Annotated in this window: 15 protein-coding genes; 10 read left to right on the top strand and 5 right to left on the bottom strand. The window is 70.2% G+C overall.

What is annotated here, in order from left to right; genetic code table 11:
• Nucleotides 1-133: 133 nt before the first annotated feature.
• On the bottom strand, nucleotides 134-3,940 hold the full coding sequence (locus ACZ7G3_RS11885; RefSeq protein ID WP_470925008.1) for a GH92 family glycosyl hydrolase: 3,807 nt from the start codon (nucleotides 3,938-3,940) through the stop codon (nucleotides 134-136).
• A 553-nt stretch (nucleotides 3,941-4,493) separates the two neighbouring features.
• Between ACZ7G3_RS11885 and ngcE the strand changes: the two genes are divergently transcribed.
• The 9 genes from ngcE (at nucleotide 4,494) to ACZ7G3_RS11840 (ending at nucleotide 16,962) form a co-directional block, all read left to right on the top strand.
• Nucleotides 4,494-5,942 (top strand): N-acetylglucosamine/diacetylchitobiose ABC transporter substrate-binding protein, encoded by a 1,449-nt coding sequence (ngcE, locus tag ACZ7G3_RS11880; RefSeq protein ID WP_426602504.1) that lies wholly within the window; start codon nucleotides 4,494-4,496, stop codon nucleotides 5,940-5,942.
• An 85-nt stretch (nucleotides 5,943-6,027) separates the two neighbouring features.
• A complete protein-coding gene (locus ACZ7G3_RS11875; protein WP_470925006.1) occupies nucleotides 6,028-6,954 on the top strand; it encodes a carbohydrate ABC transporter permease in 927 nt (308 codons plus the stop codon).
• Nucleotides 6,955-6,958: 4 nt separating this feature from the next.
• Nucleotides 6,959-7,882 carry a carbohydrate ABC transporter permease gene (locus ACZ7G3_RS11870; RefSeq protein ID WP_426602508.1) on the top strand — a complete coding sequence of 308 codons (924 nt, stop codon included), beginning with the start codon at nucleotides 6,959-6,961 and terminating at the stop codon, nucleotides 7,880-7,882.
• A 194-nt stretch (nucleotides 7,883-8,076) separates the two neighbouring features.
• Nucleotides 8,077-9,288 carry an ROK family transcriptional regulator gene (locus ACZ7G3_RS11865; RefSeq protein WP_470925004.1) on the top strand — a complete coding sequence of 404 codons (1,212 nt, stop codon included), beginning with the start codon at nucleotides 8,077-8,079 and terminating at the stop codon, nucleotides 9,286-9,288.
• 133 nt (nucleotides 9,289-9,421) lie between these two features.
• Nucleotides 9,422-10,525, top strand: coding sequence for an ABC transporter substrate-binding protein (locus tag ACZ7G3_RS11860; protein WP_470925418.1), 1,104 nt, complete (start codon nucleotides 9,422-9,424; stop codon nucleotides 10,523-10,525).
• Between the two features lie 160 nt (nucleotides 10,526-10,685).
• Nucleotides 10,686-11,477 (top strand): ATP-binding cassette domain-containing protein, encoded by a 792-nt coding sequence (locus ACZ7G3_RS11855; RefSeq protein ID WP_164412101.1) that lies wholly within the window; start codon nucleotides 10,686-10,688, stop codon nucleotides 11,475-11,477.
• Nucleotides 11,474-12,766, top strand: coding sequence for a sugar ABC transporter permease (locus ACZ7G3_RS11850; RefSeq protein WP_470925002.1), 1,293 nt, complete (start codon nucleotides 11,474-11,476; stop codon nucleotides 12,764-12,766). Before ACZ7G3_RS11855 ends, ACZ7G3_RS11850 begins: the two co-directional genes overlap by 4 nt.
• Before the next feature lie 599 nt (nucleotides 12,767-13,365).
• Nucleotides 13,366-15,288 carry a 1-deoxy-D-xylulose-5-phosphate synthase gene (gene dxs / locus ACZ7G3_RS11845; protein WP_426602515.1) on the top strand — a complete coding sequence of 641 codons (1,923 nt, stop codon included), beginning with the start codon at nucleotides 13,366-13,368 and terminating at the stop codon, nucleotides 15,286-15,288.
• Between the two features lie 150 nt (nucleotides 15,289-15,438).
• Entirely contained in the window at nucleotides 15,439-16,962 is a 1,524-nt protein-coding gene (locus ACZ7G3_RS11840) for an amino acid permease (RefSeq protein ID WP_470925000.1), read from the top strand.
• Nucleotides 16,963-17,042: 80 nt separating this feature from the next.
• Here the strand turns inward: ACZ7G3_RS11840 and ACZ7G3_RS11835 are convergent, their stop codons facing one another.
• Complete coding sequence (locus tag ACZ7G3_RS11835; RefSeq protein WP_470924998.1) at nucleotides 17,043-17,420, bottom strand: PIN domain-containing protein; 378 nt, start codon at nucleotides 17,418-17,420, stop codon at nucleotides 17,043-17,045.
• A gap of 67 nt (nucleotides 17,421-17,487) precedes the next feature.
• Here ACZ7G3_RS11835 and ACZ7G3_RS11830 point away from each other — a divergent pair, with 67 nt between their 5' ends.
• On the top strand, nucleotides 17,488-18,504 hold the full coding sequence (locus ACZ7G3_RS11830) for a PLL family lectin (protein ID WP_470924996.1): 1,017 nt from the start codon (nucleotides 17,488-17,490) through the stop codon (nucleotides 18,502-18,504).
• A gap of 385 nt (nucleotides 18,505-18,889) precedes the next feature.
• On the opposite strand, the gene ACZ7G3_RS11825 is transcribed toward ACZ7G3_RS11830, so the two are convergent.
• The 3 genes from ACZ7G3_RS11825 to ACZ7G3_RS11815 form a co-directional block, all read right to left on the bottom strand.
• Complete coding sequence (locus ACZ7G3_RS11825) at nucleotides 18,890-21,022, bottom strand: 3-hydroxyacyl-CoA dehydrogenase NAD-binding domain-containing protein (RefSeq protein ID WP_470924994.1); 2,133 nt, start codon at nucleotides 21,020-21,022, stop codon at nucleotides 18,890-18,892.
• Nucleotides 21,019-22,236 (bottom strand): thiolase family protein, encoded by a 1,218-nt coding sequence (locus ACZ7G3_RS11820; RefSeq protein ID WP_426602525.1) that lies wholly within the window; start codon nucleotides 22,234-22,236, stop codon nucleotides 21,019-21,021. Before ACZ7G3_RS11820 ends, ACZ7G3_RS11825 begins: the two co-directional genes overlap by 4 nt.
• A 183-nt stretch (nucleotides 22,237-22,419) precedes the next feature.
• Nucleotides 22,420-23,706, bottom strand: coding sequence for an HRDC domain-containing protein (locus ACZ7G3_RS11815; RefSeq protein WP_470924992.1), 1,287 nt, complete (start codon nucleotides 23,704-23,706; stop codon nucleotides 22,420-22,422).
• Nucleotides 23,707-23,860 lie beyond the last annotated feature (154 nt).

Here is a 23,860-nt window from a genome sequence, read left to right as displayed (position 1 = left end):
TGAGAAGGCACCGACCCCTCCTCCCCCCCCCCCCCCCCCCCTCCCCCCCCCCCCCCCCCCCCCCCCCCCCCCCCCCCCCCCCCCCCCCCCCCCCCCCCCCCCCCCCCCCCCCCCACTCCCGTTTCTCATCCGCTCACGCCAGCAGTTCCACCTCCGCCAGCGTGTGCTCGCCGTCCAGGACCAGCCGGTACTTCGCGTACGTGCCCGGTGACGTCACCGAGAACGCCCGGGTCTGCCGGTCCCAGGCGAAGGACTCGCCGGAGCGCTGGTCCAGCGTCTTCCAGGTCGTGCCGTCGGCCGAGCCCTGGAGCTTCCAGCCGGTCGGGGCCTTCGCCCGGTCCGCCGACGACGTCAGCGTGTACTGGAGGGCCTCGGCGCCCTTCTCCGGCACCGGCAGGTCCACCGACGTCACGGCCGCGTCCGTCGCCGACGTGTCGTCGAACAGGGCGCCCTCGGCCTCGATCGCGTCCGCACGCGGGGCCGGCACCTTGTCGTCCTTCGTGATCGACACCGGCGCCGCGTTCTTACCGGTGCCCCACTTCGACGGCCGCGGGCCCATGTCGAACTCCAGGACACCGCCCTTCGCGATCAGCGAGTGGGGGAGCGAAGTCGAGTTCCAGCGCTTGCCGTTGACCTTCAGGCCCTGCACGTAGACGTTCTCCGTGCTGTTCTTCGGCGCCTTGACGACCAGCTTGCGGCCGTTCTCCAGCTCGACGGTCGCCTTGGTGAACAACGGGGACCCGATGGCGTACTCGCCGCTGCCCATCACCAGCGGGTAGAAGCCGAGCGCGGAGAAGAGGAACCAGGCCGACTGCTCGCCGTTGTCCTCGTCACCGTGGTAGCCCTGGCCGATGTCGCTGCCGGTGTACAGGCGGGAGAGCACCTCCCGGACGTTCTTCTGCGTCTTGTGGGGCTGCCCGGCCGCGTCGTACATGTACAGGGCGTGGTGGGCGACCTGGTTGGAGTGCCCGTACATGCCCATGCGGACGTCGCGCGCCTCGGTCATCTCGTGGATGACACCGCCGTAGGAGCCCTTGAACTCCGGGGAGGCCGTCTCGGGGGTGGACAGGTACTCGTCGAGCTTGTCGCCGAGGCCGTCCCGGCCGCCGTACAGGTTGGCGAGGCCCCGGCTGTCCTGCGGGGCGGTGAAGGCGTAGCCCCAGCCGTTGGTCTCGGTGTAGTCGTGGCCCCACACGCGCGGGTCGTACTTCTCGGAGTCCACGCGCCAGTCGCCCGCGAGGTCCTTGCCCTGGAAGAAGCCGGCCTTCGCGTCGAACATGTTGACGTAGTCCTGGGCGCGGTCGAGGAAGTACGCCGACTCCTCCTCGTACCGCTTCTCGCCGGTCTCCTCGTAGAGCTTCTCGCCCATCTTCGCGATGCCGTAGTCGTTGAGGTAGCCCTCCAGCGCCCACGACATGCCCTCGTGCGTCGCGGTGCTGGTGTAGCCGAGGAACGGCGAGGTGTCCATGCCCTTGCGGCCCACGCCCGAGGACGGGGGCACCACGGTGGCGTTCTTCACGGCCGCGTCGTACGCCGCCTTCGCGTCGAAGTCGACGCCCTTGACGTACGCGTCGGCGAACGCCACGTCCGAGGAGGTGCCGGTCATCAGGTCCGCGTAGCCGGGGGAGGACCAGCGGGAGGTCCAGCCGCCGTCCTTGTAGTGCTGCACGAAGCCGTCGACCAGTTCACCGGCCTTGGACGGGGTCAGGAAGGAGTACGCGGGCCAGGTGGTCCGGTAGGTGTCCCAGAAGCCGTTGTTGACGTACACCTTGCCGTCGACGATCTTGGCGCCGGTGTGCGTCGGGGTGTCCTCCTGGACCGCCTTCGAGAACGGGGAGGCGTACTTGTACTTTCCGTCGACCTTCTCGTGGCCCGCGTTCGGGTACAGGTACAGCCGGTAGAGGCTGGAGTACAGCGTGGTCAGCTGGTCCTGCGTGGCGCCCTCGACCTTCACCTTGCCGAGGATGCGGTCCCACTGCCTCTGGGCGTCGCGCTTGACCTTGTCGAAGGAGGTGCGCTCCGGGATCTCCTGGCGCAGGTTGTCCTTCGCCTGGTCGACGCTGATCAGCGAGGTCGCGATGCGCAGCGTCACGGTGCGGTCCCGGCCCGCGTCGAAGCGCAGGTGGCCCTTGACGCCGCTGGAGTCGCCGCCGGTGACCTCGCTGTCGAACTCGCCGTGGACGAAGAGCCGGGTGGCGCCCGCGGACCCGCCGGACTTGACGTCCGAGTAGCCGGAGAAGGTGCCGTTCTCCTTGTCCAGGGTCAGGCCGCCCTTGTCCTCGACGTTGTCGAAGATCACGCTCGCGTCGTCACCGGGGTAGGTGAAGCGCATCATCGCCGCGTGGTCGGTCGGCGCCATCTCGGCCTTCAGGCCGTTCTCGAACCGCACCCCGTAGTAGTACGGCCGGGCGGTCTCGTTCTCGTGGCGGAAGGCCAGCTCGCGCTCCTCCCGGCCGGTGTCCGGGGTGCCGGAGGCGGCGGACGGCATCACCTGGAAGGTCTGCCGGTCGCCCATCCACGGGCTCGGCTCGTGGCTCGCGCCGAACGCCTGGAGGGTGGGCAGGTTGTCCTCGTTGTTTCCGCGCGCGTAGTCGTACAGCCAGTTCAGCACGCCCGCGTTGGTCACCGGCGTCCAGAAGTTGAAGCCGTGCGGCACGGCGGTCGCGGGGAAGTTGTTGCCGCGGGAGAAGCTGCCGCTGGAGTTGGTGCCGCGGGTGGTCAGCGCGTAGTCGGAGAGGTGCGCCTTGGGCCGCTCGGGCTTGACGCGCTCGATGACCACGTCGTCCAGCCAGCCGCGGAACTTCGCCGGGCCCTTCGGGGAGTCGTACGCCACCAGGACGCGGTCGACGGTCTTGCCGGCCGCGACCGACCCGATCCCCGACTTCACGCTGTTCCACTGGTTGACGTACAGCACCTTGGCGTCGCCCTGGCCGCGCGGGCTGAGCGGGAAGCCGTGCTGGTCCGTCGCGCCGAGGTCGCTCAGGTAGCTGCCGTCGGTGAAGGCGAGGTCGACCGCGACGTTCGTGGCGTCGTAGTCGAGGTCGCCGTCCGCCATCGACGGGAAGATCTTGTAGGAGAGCTCCGTGCGGCGTTCGACCTTCACGTTGACGTCGAAGACCTTGTTGTACGAGTACGCCCGGCCGTCCGCGGTGTGCCGGCCGGCGTACTTGAGCGCCCGCTTGCCGGTGAAGCCGGCGCCCGCCTTCGCCGTCGGCGAGCCGCTCGGGCCGCGGTCGACGAGGGAGAGCATGTCCTCGGGAACGGGCGTGTCGGTGGCGGCGGTGGCCAGTTGTACGTCGGCGAGCTGGAGCGCGTCGCCCGCCCCGTTGTTCCTGGTGATCTCCAGCCGGAAGTGCTGGAACTCGGCGGCCTCGGCGAGCTCGTACGTCTTCGTCTGGAAGCGCTGGCCGAAGGACTCCCCGGAGCGGGTGTCCAGCGTCCGCCAGGTCTCGCCGTCCGCCGATCCCTTCAGTGTCCAGTCCACGGGGTCGCGTTCGGCGTGGTCGTTGGCCGAGGTGAGCGCGTACTTGGCGATCTTCGCCGGTTCGTCCAGGTCGAACTCGACCCAGCCGGTCGGCGCGAAGGTCAGCCACTTGGTGCCCGGTTCACCGTCGACGAGGTTCTCCTTCACCTCGCCGCCGCCCGTGTTCTCGGCGCTGGCCCGCACACCGGTGACGTCCTCGGTGACGTTGCCCGGTATGCCGGTGCTGTAGCCGCCGTCCAGGCCCGCGGACCGCTTGTTGCCGTCCGGGTCGGTGTCCACCGTGCTGAGCCAGTCCGGAACCGGGTCGTCCGACTCGAACGAGGACGCGAACTCCCGGTCGGCCTTGGCGGGCGCGGTGGGCAGCGCGACCGCCGCCCCCTGTGAACCCACCGCCAAAGCGAAGGCGGTCGTCACCACGACCGCCGGACCCCATCTGTGCCGAACCCTGTACTGCATGCTCTGGCCACCCTCCCTGCGCTGGGGACAACGTTGTCAACTCAACTGGGCAAGGACCAGTAGGGGTCAAGTGGCATGTGATGTCAAGGGTGTTGGATGTGGCGTTCGGGGCTTATGCCGCGGATTCTTACGGCAAGTGGCGCACAGGCCACTCATATTTCCGGGAGGTCTCAACTCGGAAAAGACGTACCGCCAACCTTGCATTCGATCTTGCTCCCCCGGCGGAAAGTGGACTATACCTGTCGGCCATCGGGGGATCCGGGGGGAACAGGCGAAAGGAACCGCCAGAGCGCCCGAACAGCGGTGTTCGACAGCAGTGCCCGCATGGAGGACCCGCACGCAGGACCCGCGCGGCGGTACGCGTACGGCACGCGGCACCCGCACGGCAGTACGCGCACGCAGCACCCGCACGGCACAAGCGCACGGCAACAGGCACACGGCAGTACCCGCACGGCAGTACCCGCACTTCCTGCACGACCCAGCGTGACCCGACCGCGGTGCCGGGGAGGATCCGGTTCACCGCCTGAGTCCTGGAGAAGGCGAGGACTTGAGCATGGGATCCACTTCCGCCGAGTACGACGGCAAGGGCGTCGGCCGCCGCGATCTGATCAAGCGGTCCGCCGCGCTCGGCCTGATCTCCGTACCGACCATGAGCTTCCTCTCCGCCTGCGCGAGCGGCGGCGGGGACGACCAGGAGAAGGCGGAGGCGGGCGAGAAGTCCGCCGAGAACCCGCTCGCGGTCAACGAGAGCGCCCAGATGGAATTCGTCCTCTTCGACGGAGGCTTCGGCAAGGAGTACGCCGAGGACGCCGTGAAGCTGTACGAGAAGGCCTTCCCGAAGGCCACGGTGAAGTTCGCCGCCACCCAGAAGATCCAGTCCACCCTGCAGCCGCGCTTCAACGGTGGCAATCCGCCCGACCTCGTCGACAACTCCGGTGCCGAGCAGATGGACATGGGCGTCCTGGTCGGCAAGAAGCAGCTCGCCGACCTCACCCCGCTGCTGGACGCCCCGTCCTACGACGACCCGAACAAGAAGGTCCGCGACACGCTGCGGCCCGGCATCGTGGAGATGGGCCAGTTCGACGGGGACCCGATCTGGATCCTGTACTACGCCTACACGGTGTACGGCAACTGGTACTCGCAGAAGGCCCTGGACTCCCTCGACGCGGAGTACCCCAAGACCTGGGACGAGATGCTCGCGGTCTGCGAGAAGGCCAAGCAGAAGGGCATGGCCGGCTGGACGTACGCGGGCAAGCACCCGTACTACATCCCCTTCGCGATGTCCCCGATGATCGCCAAGGTCGGCGGCGTCGAGGTGCTGAACGCCATCGACAACCTGGAGCCGAACGCCTGGAAGCACCCGGCGGTCAAGACGGTCTTCGAGGCCTGGTACGAGCTCTACAGGAAGGGCTACATCCTCAAGGGGACCCCGGGCCTGGACCACATCCAGTCGCAGACCGCCTGGGCCAAGGGCGACGCCCTGTTCCTCCCGAACGGCTCCTGGGTGGAGAACGAGTCGGCCAACGTCATCCCCGCCGACTTCCAGCTCAGCGTCTCCGCCCCGCCCGGCATCGACGGCTCCGACAAGATGCCGTTCGGCACCATCTGGGCCTCCGGCGGCGAGCCCTTCATCGTCCCGGCCAAGGCGGCCAACGGCGCCGGCGGCATGGAGCAGCTGCGCATCATGCTCAGCGAGGCCTCGTCGAAGAACTTCACCAGCAAGGTGAAGTCGCTGAGCGCCTACAACGGCGGCACCGACGGCATCGAGCTCACCCCGGGCCTCAAGTCCGGTGTCGCGGCGCTGGAGCTGGCCGGCGACAACGTGGTGAACCCGCGCATGCAGGACTGGTACGTGCAGCTCCAGAAGGAGAAGATCGGCGTCGGCTGCCTGGGCGAGATGATGGCCGGCCGGCTCACCCCGGCCGAGACCATCAAGAAGATCCAGGGCTACGCCGACGACGCCGCCAAGGACTCGTCGATCAAGCACTACAAGCACCAGTGAGGACGTGTCACCAGGGCCTGTCCGGCGCCGGTGTGCCGGACGGGCCCTGGCGGCGCCACCCGCGCGCAGATCGGGGTCGGTAGCAATGCAGCACGGCAAGTACCGGTTCATCGTGGGGTTCCTGGCGGTTCCCCTGGGGCTGTACGCGCTCTTCGTCATCTGGCCGTTCGTCCAGTCCATCTACTACTCGTTCACGAACTGGACCGGCCTCAGTCCCGAGTTCTCGATGGTCGGCTTCGACAACTACTCGCGGATGCTCGACGACGACATCTTCTGGAAGTCGCTGCGGCACAGCGTGATGTTCGCGCTGCTGGTGCCGCTGGTGACACTCGGACTGGCGCTCTTCTTCGCCTTCATGATCAACGTGGGCGGGCGCCGCCGCCGCGGCGGGCCCGCGATCACCGGCGTCCGCGGCTCCGGCTTCTACAAGATCGTCTACTTCTTCCCGCAGGTGCTCTCCATCGCGATCGTCGCCCTGCTGTTCGCGTTCGCGTACAACCCGGACAGCGGAGCGATCAACTCCCTGCTGCGGGGCATCGGCCTGGACTCCGTCCAGCCGCTGTGGCTCGGCGACCCGAACCTCGCGCTGTGGTGCGTGATGGCGGTGCTCGTCTGGTCGACGGTCGGCTTCTTCGTGGTCCTCTTCTCCGCGGGCATGGCCTCCATCCCGGCGGAGTTGTACGAGGCCGCGCTGCTGGACGGGGCGAACCGCGCCGCCACCTTCTTCAAGGTCACCCTGCCGCTGCTGTGGGACACCGTGCAGTCCGGCTGGGTCTACATGGGCATCCTCGCGCTGGGCGCCGAGTCGTTCGCGGTCGTACAGATCATGACGACCGGTCCCGGCGGTCCCGACTACTCGACCACCGTCATGGTCCTGTACGTGTACCAGAAGGCGTTCCGTGACGGTCAGGCCGCCTACGCCACCACCATCGGCGTCGCCCTGCTCCTCGTCACGCTGGCCTTCGCCGCCATCGTGATGCGGCTGGGCCGGCGCGAGCGGCTGGAGTACTGATCACATGAAGACGACCGAGACCCCCGCCCCCGTACCGGCCGAGTCCGGCGCGCCCGTCCGCAAGACCGACGCACCGCCCGGCGGGCCCCGGAAGGGGAAGAAGGAGGGCACCACCCTCAACGTCTTCTCCCACGGCGTCCTCGTCATCTGGGCGATCATGGTCGGTATGCCGCTGGTGTGGGCGGTGATGACCTCCTTCAAGGACGACGCCTCCATCTTCGGCTCGCCCTGGTCGCTCCCGGACAAGCTGAACTTCGACAACTGGTCGCGGGCCTGGTCCCAGGCGCACATGAGCGACTACTTCCTCAACACCGTCCTGGTGGTGGGCGGTTCGCTCGTCGGCACTCTGGTGCTGGGGTCCATGGCGGCCTACGTGCTGGCCCGGTTCGACTTCCCGGGCAACCGGTTCATCTACTACTTGTTCATCGCCGGCATGAGCTTCCCGATCATGCTCGCGCTGGTCCCGTTGTTCTACGTGGTGGACAACATGGGGATGCTGAACACCCTCCACGGGCTGATCCTGGTCTACATCGCCTATTCGCTGCCCTTCACGGTGTTCTTCCTGACCGGGTTCTTCCGCACCCTGCCCACCTCGGTGGCGGAGGCGGCGTTCGTGGACGGGGCCTCGCACACCCGGACGTTCTTCCAGGTCATGCTGCCGATGGCCAAGCCCGGCCTGATCAGTGTGGGGATCTTCAACTTCCTGGGGCAGTGGAACCAGTACATGCTGCCGACCGTGCTGAACACGGACCCGGACAAGCACGTACTCACCCAGGGCCTGGTGCAGCTGGCGGTCAGCCAGGGCTACAAGGGCGACTGGTCGGGTCTGTTCGCGGGCCTGGTGATGGCGATGCTGCCGGTGCTGGCGGCGTACATCATCTTCCAGCGACAGGTGGTCCAGGGGCTCACCGCGGGCGCCCTGAAGTAACGCCTCCGTCACCGTGCGCGTGCCGCTCAGGGAGTCCCGGGGCGGCACGCGCACGTGTGTGCGGATATGCGTGCCGGGCACCCGGATGCGGTTCAACCTCTTGACGGGAGGTGACCCGAACGGCTCAGCTTAGGGTTCACTAGTTGGACATGGACGGGGCCTCATTGAAGCGGCCCCGCGCGCAGGAGGTCGTCGTGGAGACTCCGGGGTCGCAGTCGTCGCTGCACCGAGCCAACCTTGAACGGGTCGTACGAGCGGTACGGCTCGCCGGGTCGCTCACGCAGGCGGAGATCGCGAGGACGACAGGCCTGTCCGCGGCGACGGTCTCGAACATCGTCCGGGAACTGAAGGACAGCGGAACCGTCGAGGTCACCCCCACGTCGGCGGGCGGCCGGCGAGCCCGCAGCGTCTCGCTGAGCGGGGACGCCGGCATCGTCATCGGCGTGGACTTCGGGCACACGCACCTGCGCGTCGCGGTCGGCAACCTCGCCCACCAGGTACTCGCCGAGGAGTCCGAGCCGCTGGACGTCGACGCCTCCGCCGCGCAGGGCTTCGACCGGGCGGAGCAGCTGGTCAGCCGGCTGATCGACGCGACCGGCGTCGACCGCTCCAAGATCGCCGGAGTGGGCCTCGGCGTGCCCGGCCCGATCGACGTCGAGTCCGGGACGCTGGGCTCGACCGCCATCCTGCCCGGCTGGGGCGGCACCAAGCCCGCCGAGGAGCTGCGGGGGCGGCTCGGCGTGCCGGTGCACGTGGACAACGACGCCAACCTCGGTGCCCTCGGCGAGCTGGTCTGGGGCAGCGGCCGGGGGGTGCGGGACCTGGCGTACATCAAGGTGGCCAGCGGCGTCGGCGCGGGCCTGGTGATCAACGGCAAGATCTATCGCGGACCCGGCGGCACGGCCGGCGAGATCGGGCACATCACGCTCGACGAGGCCGGTCCCGTCTGCCGCTGCGGAAACCGGGGCTGCCTGGAGACCTTCGCGGCCGCACGCTACGTGCTCCCGCTCCTCCAGCCCGGCCACGGCGCCGATCTGACGATGGAGGGCGTCGTGCGGCTGGCGAGGGACGGTGACCCGGGCTGCCGCCGGGTGATCGCCGACGTCGGCCGCCACATCGGCAGCGGCGTCGCCAACCTCTGCAACCTGCTCAACCCGAGCCGCGTCGTCCTCGGCGGCGATCTGGCGGAGGCCGGTGAGCTGGTGCTCGGCCCGATCCGGGAGTCCGTCGGCCGTTACGCGATCCCCAGTGCGGCGCGTCAACTCTCCGTCCTTCCCGGGGCACTTGGGGGACGCGCGGAGGTGCTCGGGGCACTCGCCCTCGCCCTCAGCGAGATGGGTGATTCGACGCTTTTGGACGGAAGCGCGACCGGGGCCCTGTCGGCGGCCAGCCCTGCCTTCACTTAGAGCACGGATGGCACCGTTGTCATCTCGTTAAGGATTTACTTCTTGACGTCGCACGTGCGGCCGAGTTGACTTCCAGCCACCTCGGCCGCAACGACGCGGCCTCGTCAGGGAGGTTTCTGAAGTGAACACGCGTATGCGTCGTGCCGCCGTCGCCGTTGCCGCCACCGCCATGGCCTTCTCGCTCGCCGCCTGCGGCAGTGCCGCGGAGTCCGACGAGAACAAGGACTCGTCCGACTCGTCCGCCAAGAAGGGCGACGACATCAAGGTCGGTCTGCTCCTGCCGGAGAACCAGAACGCGCGGTACGAGAAGTTCGACAAGCCCTTGATCGAGAAGAAGGTCAAGGAGCTCACGAACAACAAGGGCGAGGTCGTCTACGCCAACGCCAAGCAGGACGCCACGGTGCAGTCCCAGCAGGTCGACACGATGATCACCAACAAGGTCGACGTGCTCATCGTGGACGCCGTGGACTCCAAGGCCATCGCCGGCTCGATCAAGAAGGCCAAGGACCAGGGCATCCCGGTCGTCGCCTACGACCGCCTGGCCGAGGGCCCGATCGACGCCTACACCTCGTTCGACAACGTCACCGTCGGCAAGGCGCAGGGCGAGGCCCTGCTGGAGGCGCTGGGCGACAAGGCCAAGGACGGCCAGATCGTCATGATGAACGGGGCCTCCACCGACCCGAACGCCGCCCAGTTCAAGGAGGGCGCCCACTCGGTCCTCGACGGCAAGGTGAACATCGGCCGCGAGTACGACACCAAGGAGTGGAAGCCGGAGAACGCCAACTCCAACATGCAGGCGGCCATCTCGGCGCTCGGCAAGGACAAGATCATCGGTGTCTACTCCGCCAACGACGGCATGGCGAGCGGCGTCATCACGGCGCTGAAGCGTGCCGGCATCGCGAACATCCCGGTCACCGGCCAGGACGCCGAACTCGCGGGTGTGCAGCGCATCATCACCGGTGAGCAGTACATGAGCGTCTACAAGTCCTACCCGCAGGAGGCCACGGTCGCGGGCGAGATGGCCGTCGCCCTCGCCAAGGGCGAGTCGCTCGACTCCATCGCCAAGGAGAAGGTCGACAGCGCCACGACCAAGGGCATCCCCACGGTCCTCATCCCGGTCGTCTCGCTGACCAAGGACAACATCAAGGACACCGTCGTCAAGGAGGGTTTCTACACCCTCGACGAGATCTGCGCCGGCAGCTACAAGGCCGCCTGCGACAAGATCGGTCTCAAGTAGGCAGCCCCGCCTCCCGTACCGCGTGAGCGCGTACGGGACCGGCTGCACGCAGCTTCCTCCGGCGCCCCGCACTCATCAGCCCCGCAAGCTAGGCGGGGCGCCGGACGGAACACCCCCCAAACTTCTGCACAACCTCCCGCCGGGTCAGGCGGCGAAGGAGATGGTTCACGTGTCCGCTACGCCCGTGCTGGCGTTGCGCGGGGTCTCCAAGCGATTCGGTGCCGTCCAGGCGCTCACCGACGTAGAGCTTGAGGTCCACGCCGGTGAAGTGGTCGCCCTGGTGGGCGACAACGGCGCCGGAAAGTCCACGCTGGTCAAGACGATCGCCGGCGTGCACCCCATCGATGAAGGCGCCATCGAGTGGGACGGCAAGGCCGTCTCGATCAACAAGCCGCACGACGCCCAGAACCTGGGCATCGCGACCGTCTACCAGGACCTCGCGCTGTGCGACAACATCGACGTGGTCGGCAACCTCTACCTGGGCCGGGAGATCCGCAGGCGCGGCGTCCTGGACGAGGTGGAGATGGAGCGCCGCTCACGCGAGCTGCTGGACACCCTGTCCATCCGCATCCCCAGCGTCCGCATCCCGATCGCCTCGCTCTCCGGCGGTCAGCGCCAGGTCGTGGCGATCGCCCGGTCCATGCTCGGTGAGCCCAAGCTGGTCATCCTCGACGAGCCCACCGCCGCCCTCGGCGTCGAGCAGACCGCCCAGGTCCTCGACCTCGTGGAGCGGCTGCGCGAGCGCGGCCACGCGGTCATCCTCATCAGCCACAACATGGCCGATGTCAAGGCGGTCGCCGACAAGGTCGCCGTCCTGCGCCTCGGGCGCAACAACGGCGTCTTCGAGGTCAAGTCGACCTCGCAGGAAGAGATCATCTCCGCCATCACGGGCGCCACGGAGAACGCCGTGACCCGTCGTGCGGCGCGCACCAATGGGGAGATCAAGAAGTGAGCATCGACAAGACCTCCACCGCCGCCGCGGACAGCGCGGCGGAGAACCCCGACGCGGCCCCCGCCGCCGTCGCCGCGGTCGACCCGCGACTGCTGGTGCGCGAGCAGGGCCTCGCGGGCTACCTCGGCGAGTTCAAGCGGAAGATGAAGGCCGGTGACCTCGGGTCCATACCGGTCGTCGTCGGTCTGCTGCTCATCTGGGCCATCTTCACCAGCCTGAACTCCAACTTCCTCACCGCCGGCAACTTCTCCGACATGTCCGTCGCCATGGTCGGCACGGGCATGATCGCCGTCGGTATCGTCTTCGTCCTGCTGCTCGGCGAGATCGACCTGTCGGTCGGCTCGGTCAGCGGTGTCGCGGGTGCCACCTTCGCGGTGCTGAACATCACGCACGGGATGAACGAGGTGCTGGCCCTGGTGCTGGCCATCCTCACCGGTACCGTGGCCGGCACCATCCACGGCTTCGTCTTCGCCCGCATCGGCGTCCCCGCCTTCGCCGTGACGCTGGCCGGCCTGCTGTTCTGGCAGGGCTTCATGCTGCAGATCCTCGGCAGCAACGGCACCATCAACCTGAACAGCGACGGCATCGTCGTCAAGCTGACCAGCTACTACTTCAGCGACGTGGCCGCCGCCTACGGCCTGGCGATCGTCGTGACCGCGGGGTACTTCCTCTCCGCCTTCTTCGACAGCCGCCGCCGCGAGGCCGCGGGCGTGCCGTCCCGGCCGCTGAACGAGATCATCGTGCGCACGGTGCTGCTGGCCGTCCTGGTCTTCGCCGCGGCGATCGTCTTCAACCAGTACAAGGGCCTGCCGCTGGCCGTGGTGATCTTCCTCGCGTTCCTGCTGCTCACGGACTTCGTGCTGCGCCGTACGTCCTACGGCCGCATGGTCTTCGCCCTGGGCGGCAGCGTCGAGGCGTCCCGCCGCGCCGGTATCAACGTGGAACTGGTCCGGATCTCGGTCTTCGCGATCGCCGGCACCTTCGCCGCGATGGGCGGCCTGTTCGTCGCGTCGCGGATCGCCTCCGCCAACCAGGGTGCCGGAGCCGGCGACTTCCTGATGAACGTCATCGCCGCGGCCGTGATCGGCGGCACGTCCCTCTTCGGCGGCCGCGGCCGCACCTGGGACGCGCTGCTCGGCGTGATGGTCATCGTCTCGATCCAGTACGGCCTCGCCCTGCAGGGCGTCGCCTCGCCGGTCCAGTACATGATCACCGGTGGCGTACTGCTGGCGACGGTCGTCATCGACGCGGTCACCCGCAAGACGCAGAAGACGGCCGGCCGCGCGTAAGGCTGCCGGGCGGCTCAGGGGCGCGGGAACGCGCCGACCCCGCCGGGAAGCACCACCCGCGTCCTCCGGTAAGTGCGGGGGAGGGCGTGCCGGGCCCCTCGTCCGCGGCTCGACCCGCCAAGGCCGGCCCTGACGGACACCGCGCACGTCGCGGCCGCACCGCCGCCCGCCCGAGCTGAGCCCTCGGGCGGGCGCTGTGCTGTCCGCACGCGGCCGGCCGGTGGCCCGGTCCCGCCGTCCACCCGCACGGGACGGACGGTGCCGGCGGCCGCGGACGTCGTCCTCCGTGCGGGGCCGGTGGCCCGCCGTCGCGGGGGCGGGCGTACCGTCCGGTCCGCGGGGGACGCCGACCGTCTGGGCGGGCGTGTTCGTACGGGGGCTCCCGCGGACGGGACGACGCCCGTGCGGCAGAATCCCGGGAATCCCGGGAACGGCGGCCGGCGGAACCGGTTTCCGCACGCGGGCGGGAAGCCGTAGAACGGACCGCCGGTGGGTAAGGCCGAACGCGTGACGTACGACGCACCGCCCGGACACGTTCCGCCACAGCGGAACATTAGACTCGACAAGCCCGGCAACAGCTCTACTGCAAGGAGGCACGGGTGCCGCTGCTGACCCGCATCACGGGACCGCGCGATCTGGACCGGCTCAGCCTGGACGAGCTGGGCCGGCTGGCAGAGGAGATCCGCACCTTCCTCGTCGACGCCGTCTCCAAGACCGGCGGCCACCTCGGCCCCAACCTCGGCGTGGTGGAACTGACCCTCGCCCTGCACCGCGTCTTCGACTCGCCGAAGGACAAGGTGCTCTGGGACACCGGCCACCAGTCCTACGTGCACAAGCTGCTCACCGGCCGTCAGGACTTCTCGAAGCTGAAGATGAAGGGCGGCCTGTCCGGCTACCCCTCGCAGGCGGAGTCCGAGCACGACGTCATCGAGAACAGCCACGCCTCCACCGTCCTCGGCTGGGCCGACGGCATCGCCAAGGCCAACCAGGTCCTCGACCGCGACGACCACGTCGTCGCCGTCATCGGCGACGGCGCGCTCACCGGCGGCATGGCCTGGGAGGCGCTGAACAACATCGCCGCCGCCAAGGACCGCCCCCTCGTCATCGTCGTCAACGACAACGAGCGCTCCTACGCCCCCACCATCGGCGGCCTCGCCAACCACCTGGCCACCCTGCGCACCACCGACGGCTACGAGCGCTTCCTGGCCCGCACCAAGGACCTCCTGGAGCGCACCCCGGTCGTCGGCCGCCCGCTCTACGACACCCTGCACGGCGCCAAGAAGGGCCTCAAGGACTTCATCGCCCCGCAGGGCATGTTCGAGGACCTCGGCCTGAAGTACGTCGGCCCGATCGACGGCCACGACCTCGAGGCCCTGGAGTCCGCCCTCACCCGCGCCAAGCGCTTCGGCGGCCCGGTCATCGTGCACTGCCTCACCGAGAAGGGCCGCGGCTACCAGCCCGCCCTGGCGGACGAGGCGGACCGCTTCCACGCCGTCGGCAAGATCCACCCCGACACCGGCCTGCCCATCTCCACCTCCGGCGCCGACTGGACCTCCGTCTTCGGCGACGAGATGCTCGAGCTCGGCAAGGAGCGCGAGGACGTCGTCGCCATCACCGCGGCCATGCTCCAGCCGGTCGGCCTCGACAAGTTCGCCAAGGCCTTCCCCGACCGGGTCTACGACGTCGGCATCGCCGAGCAGCACGGCGCGGTCTCCGCGGCCGGCCTCGCCCACGGCGGCGTCCACCCGGTCTTCGCCGTCTACGCCACCTTCCTCAACCGCGCCTTCGACCAGGTCCTCATGGACGTGGCCCTGCACAAGTGCGGCGTGACGTTCGTGCTGGACCGCGCCGGTGTCACCGGCACCGACGGCGCCTCGCACAACGGCATGTGGGACATGTCGATCCTCCAGGTCGTCCCCGGCCTGCGCCTGGCCGCCCCGCGCGACGCCGACCAGGTCCGCGCCCAGCTGCGCGAGGCCGTCGCGGTGGACGACGCGCCGACCGTGGTGCGCTTCTCCAAGGGCGCCGTCGGGCCCGCCGTTCCGGCCGTCGGCCGCGTCGGCGGCATGGACGTGCTGCGCGCCCCCGGGACCGACGACCCGGACGTCCTGCTGGTCTCCGTGGGCGCCCTCGCGCCGATGTGCCTGGAGGTGGCGGACCTGCTGAACAAGCAGGGCATCTCCACCACCGTGGTCGATCCGCGCTGGGTCAAGCCCGTCGACGAGGCCATGGCCCCGCTCGCCGAGCGGCACCGCGTCGTCGTCACCGTCGAGGACAACTCGCGGGTCGGCGGCGTCGGCTCCGCCGTCGCCCAGGCGCTGCGCGACGCGGGCGTCGACGTACCGCTGCGCGACTTCGGCATCCCGCCGCGCTTCCTCGACCACGCCTCCCGCGCCGAGGTCCTGGCCGAGATCGGGCTCACTGCACCGGACATCGCCCGCCAGGTCACCGGCCTGGTCGCCAAGCTCGACGGACGGTACGAGCGCTCCGAGGCGGACTCGGTGGAGGCCGCGCGCGACTGACGCCGCGCGACCGTTGTTGCGCCGATGGGCCGGTCTCTCCACTCGTTGCAGTGGCGGAACCGGCCCATCCGCGTGAATCCGCTCACGCTGGGGCATACGCACTACGCCCCCTCTCGATCATGTCGAGGACGACAAGCGTCGGAGGTACCCGTGAGCAGAAGTCTCTTCAGGACCAAGAAGATCGAGCAGTCCATCCGGGACACCGAGGAACCGGAGCACGCGCTCAAGAAGTCCCTGTCCGCGCTGGACCTGACCGTCTTCGGCGTCGGTGTCATCATCGGCACCGGCATCTTCGTGCTGACCGGCACGGTCGCCAAGAACAACGCCGGCCCCTCCGTGGCCCTCGCCTTCGTCGTCGCGGGCGTCGTCTGCGCGCTCGCCGCGCTCTGCTACGCGGAGTTCGCCTCCACGGTCCCGGTGGCCGGTTCCGCGTACACCTTCTCCTACGCCTCGCTCGGCGAGCTGCCCGCCTGGATCATCGGCTGGGACCTGGTCCTGGAGTTCGCGCTCGGCACGGCGGTGGTGGCCGTCGGCTGGTCGGGATACATCCGTTCCCTGCTGGACAACGCGGGCTGGCAGATGCCCGCGGCGCTCGGCGGCCGGGACGGCGCCGAGGGGTTCGGCTTCGACATCCTCGCCGCCGTCCTGGTGCTGGTGCTCACCGGCATCCTCGTCCTCGGCATGAAGCTGTCGGCGCGCGTCACCTCGATCGTCGTCGCCATCAAGGTGACCGTCGTCCTCATCGTGATCATCGCGGGTGCCTTCTTCGTCAAGGGTTCCAACTACGAGCCCTTCATCCCGAAGTCGCAGCCGGTGGAGGCGGGCGGGGGCCTGCACTCACCACTGATCCAGCTGATGTTCGGGTGGGCGCCGGCCAACTTCGGCGTGATGGGCATCTTCACCGCGGCCTCGGTCGTCTTCTTCGCCTTCATCGGCTTCGACATCGTCGCCACGGCCGCCGAGGAGACCAAGAACCCGCAGCGCGACATGCCCCGCGGCATCCTCGGCTCCCTCTTCATCTGCACCGCGCTCTACGTCGCCGTCTCGATCGTCGTCACCGGCATGCAGCACTACAGCGAGCTGTCCATCGACGCCCCGCTCGCCGACGCCTTCAAGTCCACCGGGCACCCCTTCTTCGCCGGCGTGATCAGCTTCGGCGCCGCCGTCGGCCTGACCACGGTGTGCATGATCCTGCTGCTCGGCCAGACCCGGGTGTTCTTCGCGATGAGCCGCGACGGACTGCTGCCGCGCTTCTTCTCCCGCGTCCACCCGAAGTTCCGCACGCCGTACCGGCCGACGATCCTGCTCGGCGTGCTCATCGCGATCGTCGCCGGCTTCACCAGCCTGAGCGAACTCGCCGAGCTGGTGAACATCGGCACGCTGTTCGCCTTCGTCATCGTCGCGCTCAGCGTGATCATCCTGCGCCGCACCCGCCCCGACCTGCCCCGTGCCTTCCGCACTCCGCTGGTGCCGCTGCTGCCGATCGTGTCGGTGGCCGCCTCGCTGTGGCTGATGCTGAACCTGCCCGCCGAGACATGGGTGCGGTTCGGTGTGTGGATGGCGATCGGCGTCGTCGTGTACTTCCTCTACGGCCGCAGCCACAGCCGCCTGGGCCTCGGCGAGGAGGCGCCGGCCGGAAGGCCGGCGAAGCCGTCCGGGGGAGACGGCTCCTGATCGTCGTCGCTCCGGCCCGTGTGCCCCGCTCTCGCCGGGAGCCGCGGTGCCGGGCGGCGTGCGCCGGGGCGGGGTCGCCGTCACCCGGGCCGGACGGTCCGCGGCCCCGCCACCTCGGCGCCCAGCTCCGTCACACGGCGGCGGAGCTCGCGGTCGGCCGTGACGACCAGGACAGGACGGTCACCGGCGGCCCGGGCGGTCAGCTCGACCATGTGATCGTCCCCACTGCCGGGCGCCGACTCCACCCGTACGCCGGGAACCGAGTCCACCCCCCGGGCCGCGCCCTCGACGACCAGCACGATCTCCACCCGGCCGGTCCGCCCCGGTACCCCGTCCGCCGCCAGCCGGTCCCGCAACCGCTCCGCGGCCCCGCGCCGGTCCCGCCACCATCCGTCGGGCACGGACCCGACGACGTTCGCGGCGTCGACGATCACGAGCAGGGGTGCGTTGTCGTCCATGGAGGCAGGGTCGCATTGACCCGACCCGCCTCGGGTGAGGCCACGAGCCGCAGATTAAGGTGATCCGGTGAACGGCGAGTGGCTCATACGCGGCCGGGATGGTCGGCTCAGCGTCTATCAGGTGTCCCACGACGCGGTCCTGTGCCGCGCGGAGCGCGTACCGGGCGGCCCTTGGGACGCCCCGCGCAGGGTGGGCGGCGACCAGCGGCTGCACCCAGTCCTGGGCGTCGGCCAAGGCACCGACGGGTACGTGCATCTGGTCTCCTGGCGGCCCACGGCGACCGGCGAGGCGGATGTGGTGCACTCCACCCACTTCCGGCCCCTGCTGGCCCCCCTGGACTGGGACTCCGTCGGCCGCCCGGGTGGCAAGGGCGACCGCACCGGAACCCCCGTCGTCTCGGTCGACGACCAGGGACGCGCGCACATCTTCGTCCGCAACGGCGACGGAGGGCTCGGCCTGCGCCCGCAGAAGCAGAAGGGCGGCTGGGGCCCGTGGCGTGACCTCAGGGGTGAGGACCTCCACGACGGCCTCGCGACCGCGGTGGACGGGGCCGGCCGCGTCGCCGCGTACGCGACCGCCCCCGGCCGGCTCGTGCACTGGCGTCAGGAGGCAGCCGGCGCCCGGTTCCAGGACCTGGAGTCGGTGGCGGCCGAGGCCCGCCCGGGCACCCTGCGGGCCCTGGCCACCTCCGCCGAGAACACCACCCTGTTCTTCACCGACGCGTCCGGCCACCTGTCCGCCTGGCGTCCCGGCGCCGAGCCGGTCCCCCTGCTCCCCGCGGCGGGGCCCGGACCGGTCGCGGCCGTCCGCTGCGAACTCGACGGCCACGACCGCACGCTGCTGGCCCAGTGCTCCTCCTCCGGCCGGGTCGCCTTCGCGGCCTACCCCAGCGAGCAGGAGTCGGCGGGCGTCCGGTGGACCGAGTCCGGGCCGCAACTGCCCGCGGACGCCGAGGTCTCCCTCGCCCTGGACGCCGACGACCGGGTGGTCGCGGCGGTCCTGTCGCCCTCGACGGGACAGCTGCTGCTGGCCCGCCACGAGGACGAGCCGGAGCCGGCGTTCACGGCGTGGCAGGAGGTCTGACGGGAGGCACCCGGAACGCCCGGGGGTGCCTCAGCCCGCGGCGACGGACCGTGGCGGGACGATGGACGGGTGCGGGCGGTGGACCGGTGCGGGCGGCGCTCGGAGCCCGTCCCGCTGACGCTGCGCGTGAGCGGTGTCCCCGAGGACGCCTGGCCGCACACGTCTGGCCGCACACGCCGATGTCGTCCCGTGAACCCTGTTCCCGCGCCGCGACCACCACCCGGCGTTGCCCGCCCGGTGACCCGGACCGGTGGCCCGGACCGGTGGCCCGGACCGGTGGCCCGGACCGGTGACCCGGACCGGTGGTACGCCTCCGCCCCCGCCGCTCCGGAGAGCGACGGGGGCGGACAGGTGCGGGGGACCGGAACGACGGCCCCCGGGGCGGTTACGCCGGGACCGAAGCCACTCCGGGCTCCAGGAACCGCTTCCCGTTCACCCGCTCGGCGACGCCCTCACGGTCCAGGTACGGCGTGATGCCGCCCAGGTGGAAGGGCCAGCCGGCGCCGGTGATCAGGCAGAGGTCGATGTCCTGGGCCTCGGCGACGACGCCCTCGTCGAGCATCAGGCCGATCTCCTGGGCCACCGCGTCCAGGACGCGGTCGCGGACCTGCTCCTCGGTCAGGACGGTGTCACCCTGCTTCAGCAGTGCGGCGACCTCCGGGTCCAGCTCGGGCCTGCCGCTGTCGTAGACGTAGAAGCCGCGCTTGCCCGCCTCGACGACCGCCTTGAGGTTCGGGGAGACGGTGAAGCGCTCGGGGAAGGCCTGGTTGAGGGTCTCCGAGACGTGCAGGCCGATCGCCGGGCCGACCAGCTCCAGCAGGACCAGCGGGGACATCGGCAGGCCGAGCGGCTCCACCGCCTTCTCCGCGACCTCGACCGGGGTGCCCTCGTCGATGACGTTCTGGATCTCGCCCATGAAGCGGGTCAGGATGCGGTTCACGACGAACGCCGGGGCGTCCTTCACGAGGACCGCGGTCTTCTTCAGCTTCTTGGCGACGCCGAACGCCGTGGCCAGCGAGGCCTCGTCGGTCTGCTCGCCGCGGACGATCTCCAGGAGCGGGAGGATCGCGACCGGGTTGAAGAAGTGGAAGCCGACGACCCGCTCGGGGTGCTTCAGCTTCGACGCCATCTCCGACACGGAGAGCGAGGAGGTGTTGGTGGCGAGGATCGCGTGCGCGGGCGCCACCGCCTCGACCTCCGCGAACACCTTCTGCTTGACGCCCATCTCCTCGAACACCGCTTCGATGATGAAGTCGGCGTCCGCGAAGCCCTCGGCCTTGTCCAGGACGCCGGAGACCAGGCCCTTCAGCCGGTTCGCCTTGTCCTGGTTGATCCGGCCCTTGCCCAGCAGCTTGTCGATCTCGGCGTGGACGTAGCCCACACCCTTGTCGACGCGCTCCTGGTCGATGTCGGTCAGCACGACCGGCACCTCCAGGCGGCGCAGGAAGAGCAGGGCCAGCTGCGAGGCCATCAGGCCGGCGCCGACGACGCCCACCTTGGTGACCGGGCGGGCCAGCGCCTTGTCGGGCGCACCGGCCGGACGCTTGCCGCGCTTCTGCACCAGGTTGAAGGCGTAGATGCCGGAACGCAGTTCGCCGCCCATGATCAGGTCGGCGAGGGCCTGGTCCTCGGCGTCGTAGCCCTGCTGGAGGTCGCCGTTCTTGGCGGCGGCGATGATGTCCAGGGCGCGGTAGGCGGCCGGGGCGGCGCCGTGCACCTTGCCGTCGGCGATGAAGCGGCCCTTGGCGACGGCCTGGTCCCAGGCCTCGCCGCGGTCGATGGCCGGACGCTCGACGACGATCTCGCCCTTGAGGACGGACGCGGTCCAGGTCAGCGACTGCTCCAGGAAGTCCGCGCCCTCGAAGATCGCGTCCGCGATGCCGAGCTCGTGGACCTGCGCGCCCTTGAGCTGCTTGTTCTGGTTCAGGCTGTTCTCGATGATCACCGAGACGGCCTTGTCGGCGCCGATCAGGTTCGGCAGCAGCGTGCAGCCGCCCCAGCCGGGGACCAGGCCGAGGAAGACCTCGGGGAGCGAGAACGCCGGGAGGGCGGCCGAGACCGTCCGGTAGGAGCAGTGCAGGCCGATCTCGACGCCGCCGCCCATGGCCGCGCCGTTGTAGTAGGCGAAGGTCGGCACGGCCAGCTTCGACAGCCGCTTGAAGACGTCGTGGCCGCCCTTGCCGATGGCCAGCGCGTCCTCGTGCCGCTTCAGCAGCTCGACGCCCTTGAGGTCGGCGCCGACCGCGAAGACGAACGGCTTGCCGGTGACGCCGACGCCGACGATGTCGCCGTCCGCGGCCTCCTTCTCGACCTGGTCGATCGCGGCGTCGATGTTCGCCAGCGACTGCGGGCCGAGTGTGGTCGGCTTGGTGTGGTCGTGGCCGTTGTCCAGGGTGATGAGCGCGAAGCGCCCGGCGCCCAGGGGGAGGTCGAAGTGGCGCACGTGGGCGCTCGTGACGACCTCGCCGGGGAACAGCTCGGCCGCACCCTTCAGAAGCTCTGCGGTGGTGGTGCTCACTTGTCCCCCTCGAAGTGCGGGTTCTCCCAGACGACCGTCGCGCCCATGCCGAAGCCGACGCACATGGTGGTCAGGCCGTAGCGGACGTGCGGCTGCTCCTCGAACTGGCGGGCCAGCTGCGTCATCAGGCGGACGCCGGACGAGGCGAGCGGGTGGCCGAAGGCGATGGCGCCGCCGTACTGGTTGACGCGCGCGTCGTCGTCGGCGATGCCGTAGTGCTCCAGGAAGGCGAGGACCTGGACGGCGAAGGCCTCGTTGATCTCGAACAGGCCGATGTCGTCGATGGACAGGCCGGCCTGGGCCAGGGCCTTCTCCGTCGCCGGGATCGGGCCGTAGCCCATGACCTCCGGCTCGACACCCGCGAAGGAGTACGAGACGAGGCGCATCTTGACCGGCAGGCCGTTCTCGCGGGCGAAGTCCTCGCTCGCGATGAGGGAGGCGGTCGCGCCGTCGTTCAGACCGGCCGCGTTGCCCGCGGTGACCCGGCCGTGCACGCGGAACGGCGTCTTCAGGCCCGCCAGGTTCTCCAGCGTGGTGCCCGGACGCATCGGCTCGTCGGCGGTGACCAGGCCCCAGCCCGTCTCACCGGCCTCCTCGTTCGTGCGGCGCACGGAGACCGGCACCAGGTCGGCCTGGATCTTGCCGTCGGCGTACGCCTTGGCGGCCTTCTCCTGCGAGCGCACGGCGTACTCGTCGGCGCGCTGCTTGGTGATGCTCGGGTAGCGGTCGTGCAGGTTCTCCGCGGTCATGCCCATGAACAGGGCGGACTCGTCGACCAGCTTCTCGCTGACGAACCGCGGGTTCGGGTCCACGCCCTCGCCCATCGGGTGGCGGCCCATGTGCTCGACACCGCCCGCGATGGCGACGTCGTACGCGCCGAAGGCGACGGAGCCGGCCACCGAGGTGACGGCGGTCAGGGCGCCCGCGCACATGCGGTCGATCGAGTAGCCCGGGACCGAGGTGGGCAGGCCCGCGAGGATGCCGGCGGTGCGGCCGATGGTCAGGCCCTGGTCACCGATCTGCGTGGTCGCGGCGACGGCGACCTCGTCGATCTTCTTGGGGTCGAGGCCGGGGTTGCGGCGCAGCAGCTCCCGGATCGCCTTCACGACCAGGTCGTCGGCGCGGGTCTCGTGGTAGATGCCCTTCGGGCCCGCCTTGCCGAACGGGGTGCGGACGCCGTCTACGAAGACGACGTCCCTGACGGTACGAGGCACGATGGCTCTCCTCCAGGGTGCGGGGTGGCACTGCTGCGGCGCGCATGCACTGAGCGCGCGCTCAGCCCCATGCTACTTGTGGGTAACGTAGCTGCCCAGTCCCCCCGCCTGGAGCGGCGAACGTCACACCGCCGGGTCGCCGCCCCATCTCCGGATCTTGGCCGGAACTCGCCGCTCCGCCTCCTACGACACGCCCTTCGCCAGCGCCGTGACCAGCGCCGGTGTCACCTGTTCCACCTGCCAGGGCCGGGCCCCGTGCCCGGCGAGGGCCGCGCCCACCGACTCCGCGTCGACGGCAGCGGGCGGCTCCCAGCAGACCCTGCGCACCGTGTCCGGACTGATCAGGTTCTCCTGCGGCATGTTCAGCCGCTCGGCCAGCGCCGTCACCGCCGCCCGCGCGGCGGACAGCCGGGCCGCGGCGGCCGGGTCCTTGTCGGCCCAGGCCCGCGGGGGCGGGGGACCGGTCACCGGCTGACCGGGCTGCGGCAACTGCGACTCGGACAGACTCCTGGCCCGGTCCACCGCCACCTGCCACTGCTCCACCTGCCGGCGGTTGACCCGCCCGAACCCGTTCAGCGCGGCCAGCGCGTGCGCGTTGACCGGCAGTGCGAGCGCCGCCTCGACGATGGCCGCGTCCCCGAGCACCTTGCCCGGGGAGACGTCCCGGCGCTGCGCGATGCGGTCCCGGGTCTGCCACAGCTCCCGCACGACGGCGAGCTGACGGCGCCGGCGCACCTTGTGCATGCCGGACGTACGGCGCCACGGGTCCTTGCGGGGCTCGGGCGGCGGGGCCGACGCGATCGCGTCGAACTCCTGCCTGGCCCACTCCAGCTTGCCCTGCCGGTCGAGCTCCTTCTCCAGCGCGTCGCGCAGGTCGACGAGGAGCTCGACGTCGAGCGCGGCGTAGCGCAGCCACGGTTCGGGCAGCGGGCGCGTCGACCAGTCGACGGCCGAGTGGCCCTTCTCCAGGACGAAGCCCAGGACGTTCTCCACCATCGCGCCGAGGCCGACCCTCGGGAACCCGGCGAGCCGCCCGGCCAGCTCGGTGTCGAAGAGGCGGGTGGGCACCATCCCTATTCCCCGCAGGCAGGGCAGGTCCTGGGTGGCCGCGTGCAGCACCCACTCCACACCTGAGAGCGCCGCGCCCAGACCGGACAGGTCGGGACAGGCCACCGGGTCGATCAGCGCGCTCCCGGCGCCCTCGCGGCGCAGCTGCACCAGGTACGCGCGCTGGCCGTAGCGGTAGCCGGAGGCGCGCTCGGCGTCGACGGCGACGGGGCCGCGGCCGGCGGCGAAGGCGGCGGTCACCTCGGCGAGGGCGTCCGCGTCGGCGATCACCTGCGGAATGCCCTCGCGTGGTTCGAGCAAGGGGGTCGGCGCCTGACTCGCAGAAGATCCGGCGTCGTCCGGAGGAGCGCCTCCGGTGGTTCGCAGTGAACGGTCTGCTGCGGTTTCGTGGGCGTCGGTCACCTGTCAAGGGTATCGGTGGATCGACGGCGCCCGCCGACGGAACGTTCCGTCGGCGGGGGGCAAGGGGTTTTCCACCAGATCTGTCTGGGGAAAACCCACGTTGGGGGGGGTATCGGGGAGGGGGTTTGAGAGGGGTGGGGAGGAGGTGGGGGAG

The sequence above is a fragment of the Streptomyces sp. NPDC037271 genome, assembly GCF_055603605.1.
The sequence above is the reverse complement of the archived record's forward strand: the minus strand, read 5'-3'. Positions and strand labels throughout refer to the sequence as shown.

Coding starts and splice junctions, on each gene's coding strand:
- ngcE (WP_426602504.1), top strand. CDS start 4,494: ATGGGATCCACTTCCGCCGAGTACGACGGCAAGGGCGTCGGCCGCCGC.
- ACZ7G3_RS11870 (WP_426602508.1), top strand. CDS start 6,959: ATGAAGACGACCGAGACCCCCGCCCCCGTACCGGCCGAGTCCGGCGCG.
- ACZ7G3_RS11835 (WP_470924998.1), bottom strand. CDS start 17,420: ATGGACGACAACGCACCCCTGCTCGTGATCGTCGACGCCGCGAACGTC.
- ACZ7G3_RS11855 (WP_164412101.1), top strand. CDS start 10,686: ATGGTTCACGTGTCCGCTACGCCCGTGCTGGCGTTGCGCGGGGTCTCC.
- ACZ7G3_RS11875 (WP_470925006.1), top strand. CDS start 6,028: ATGCAGCACGGCAAGTACCGGTTCATCGTGGGGTTCCTGGCGGTTCCC.
- ACZ7G3_RS11860 (WP_470925418.1), top strand. CDS start 9,422: ATGCGTCGTGCCGCCGTCGCCGTTGCCGCCACCGCCATGGCCTTCTCG.
- ACZ7G3_RS11885 (WP_470925008.1), bottom strand. CDS start 3,940: ATGCAGTACAGGGTTCGGCACAGATGGGGTCCGGCGGTCGTGGTGACG.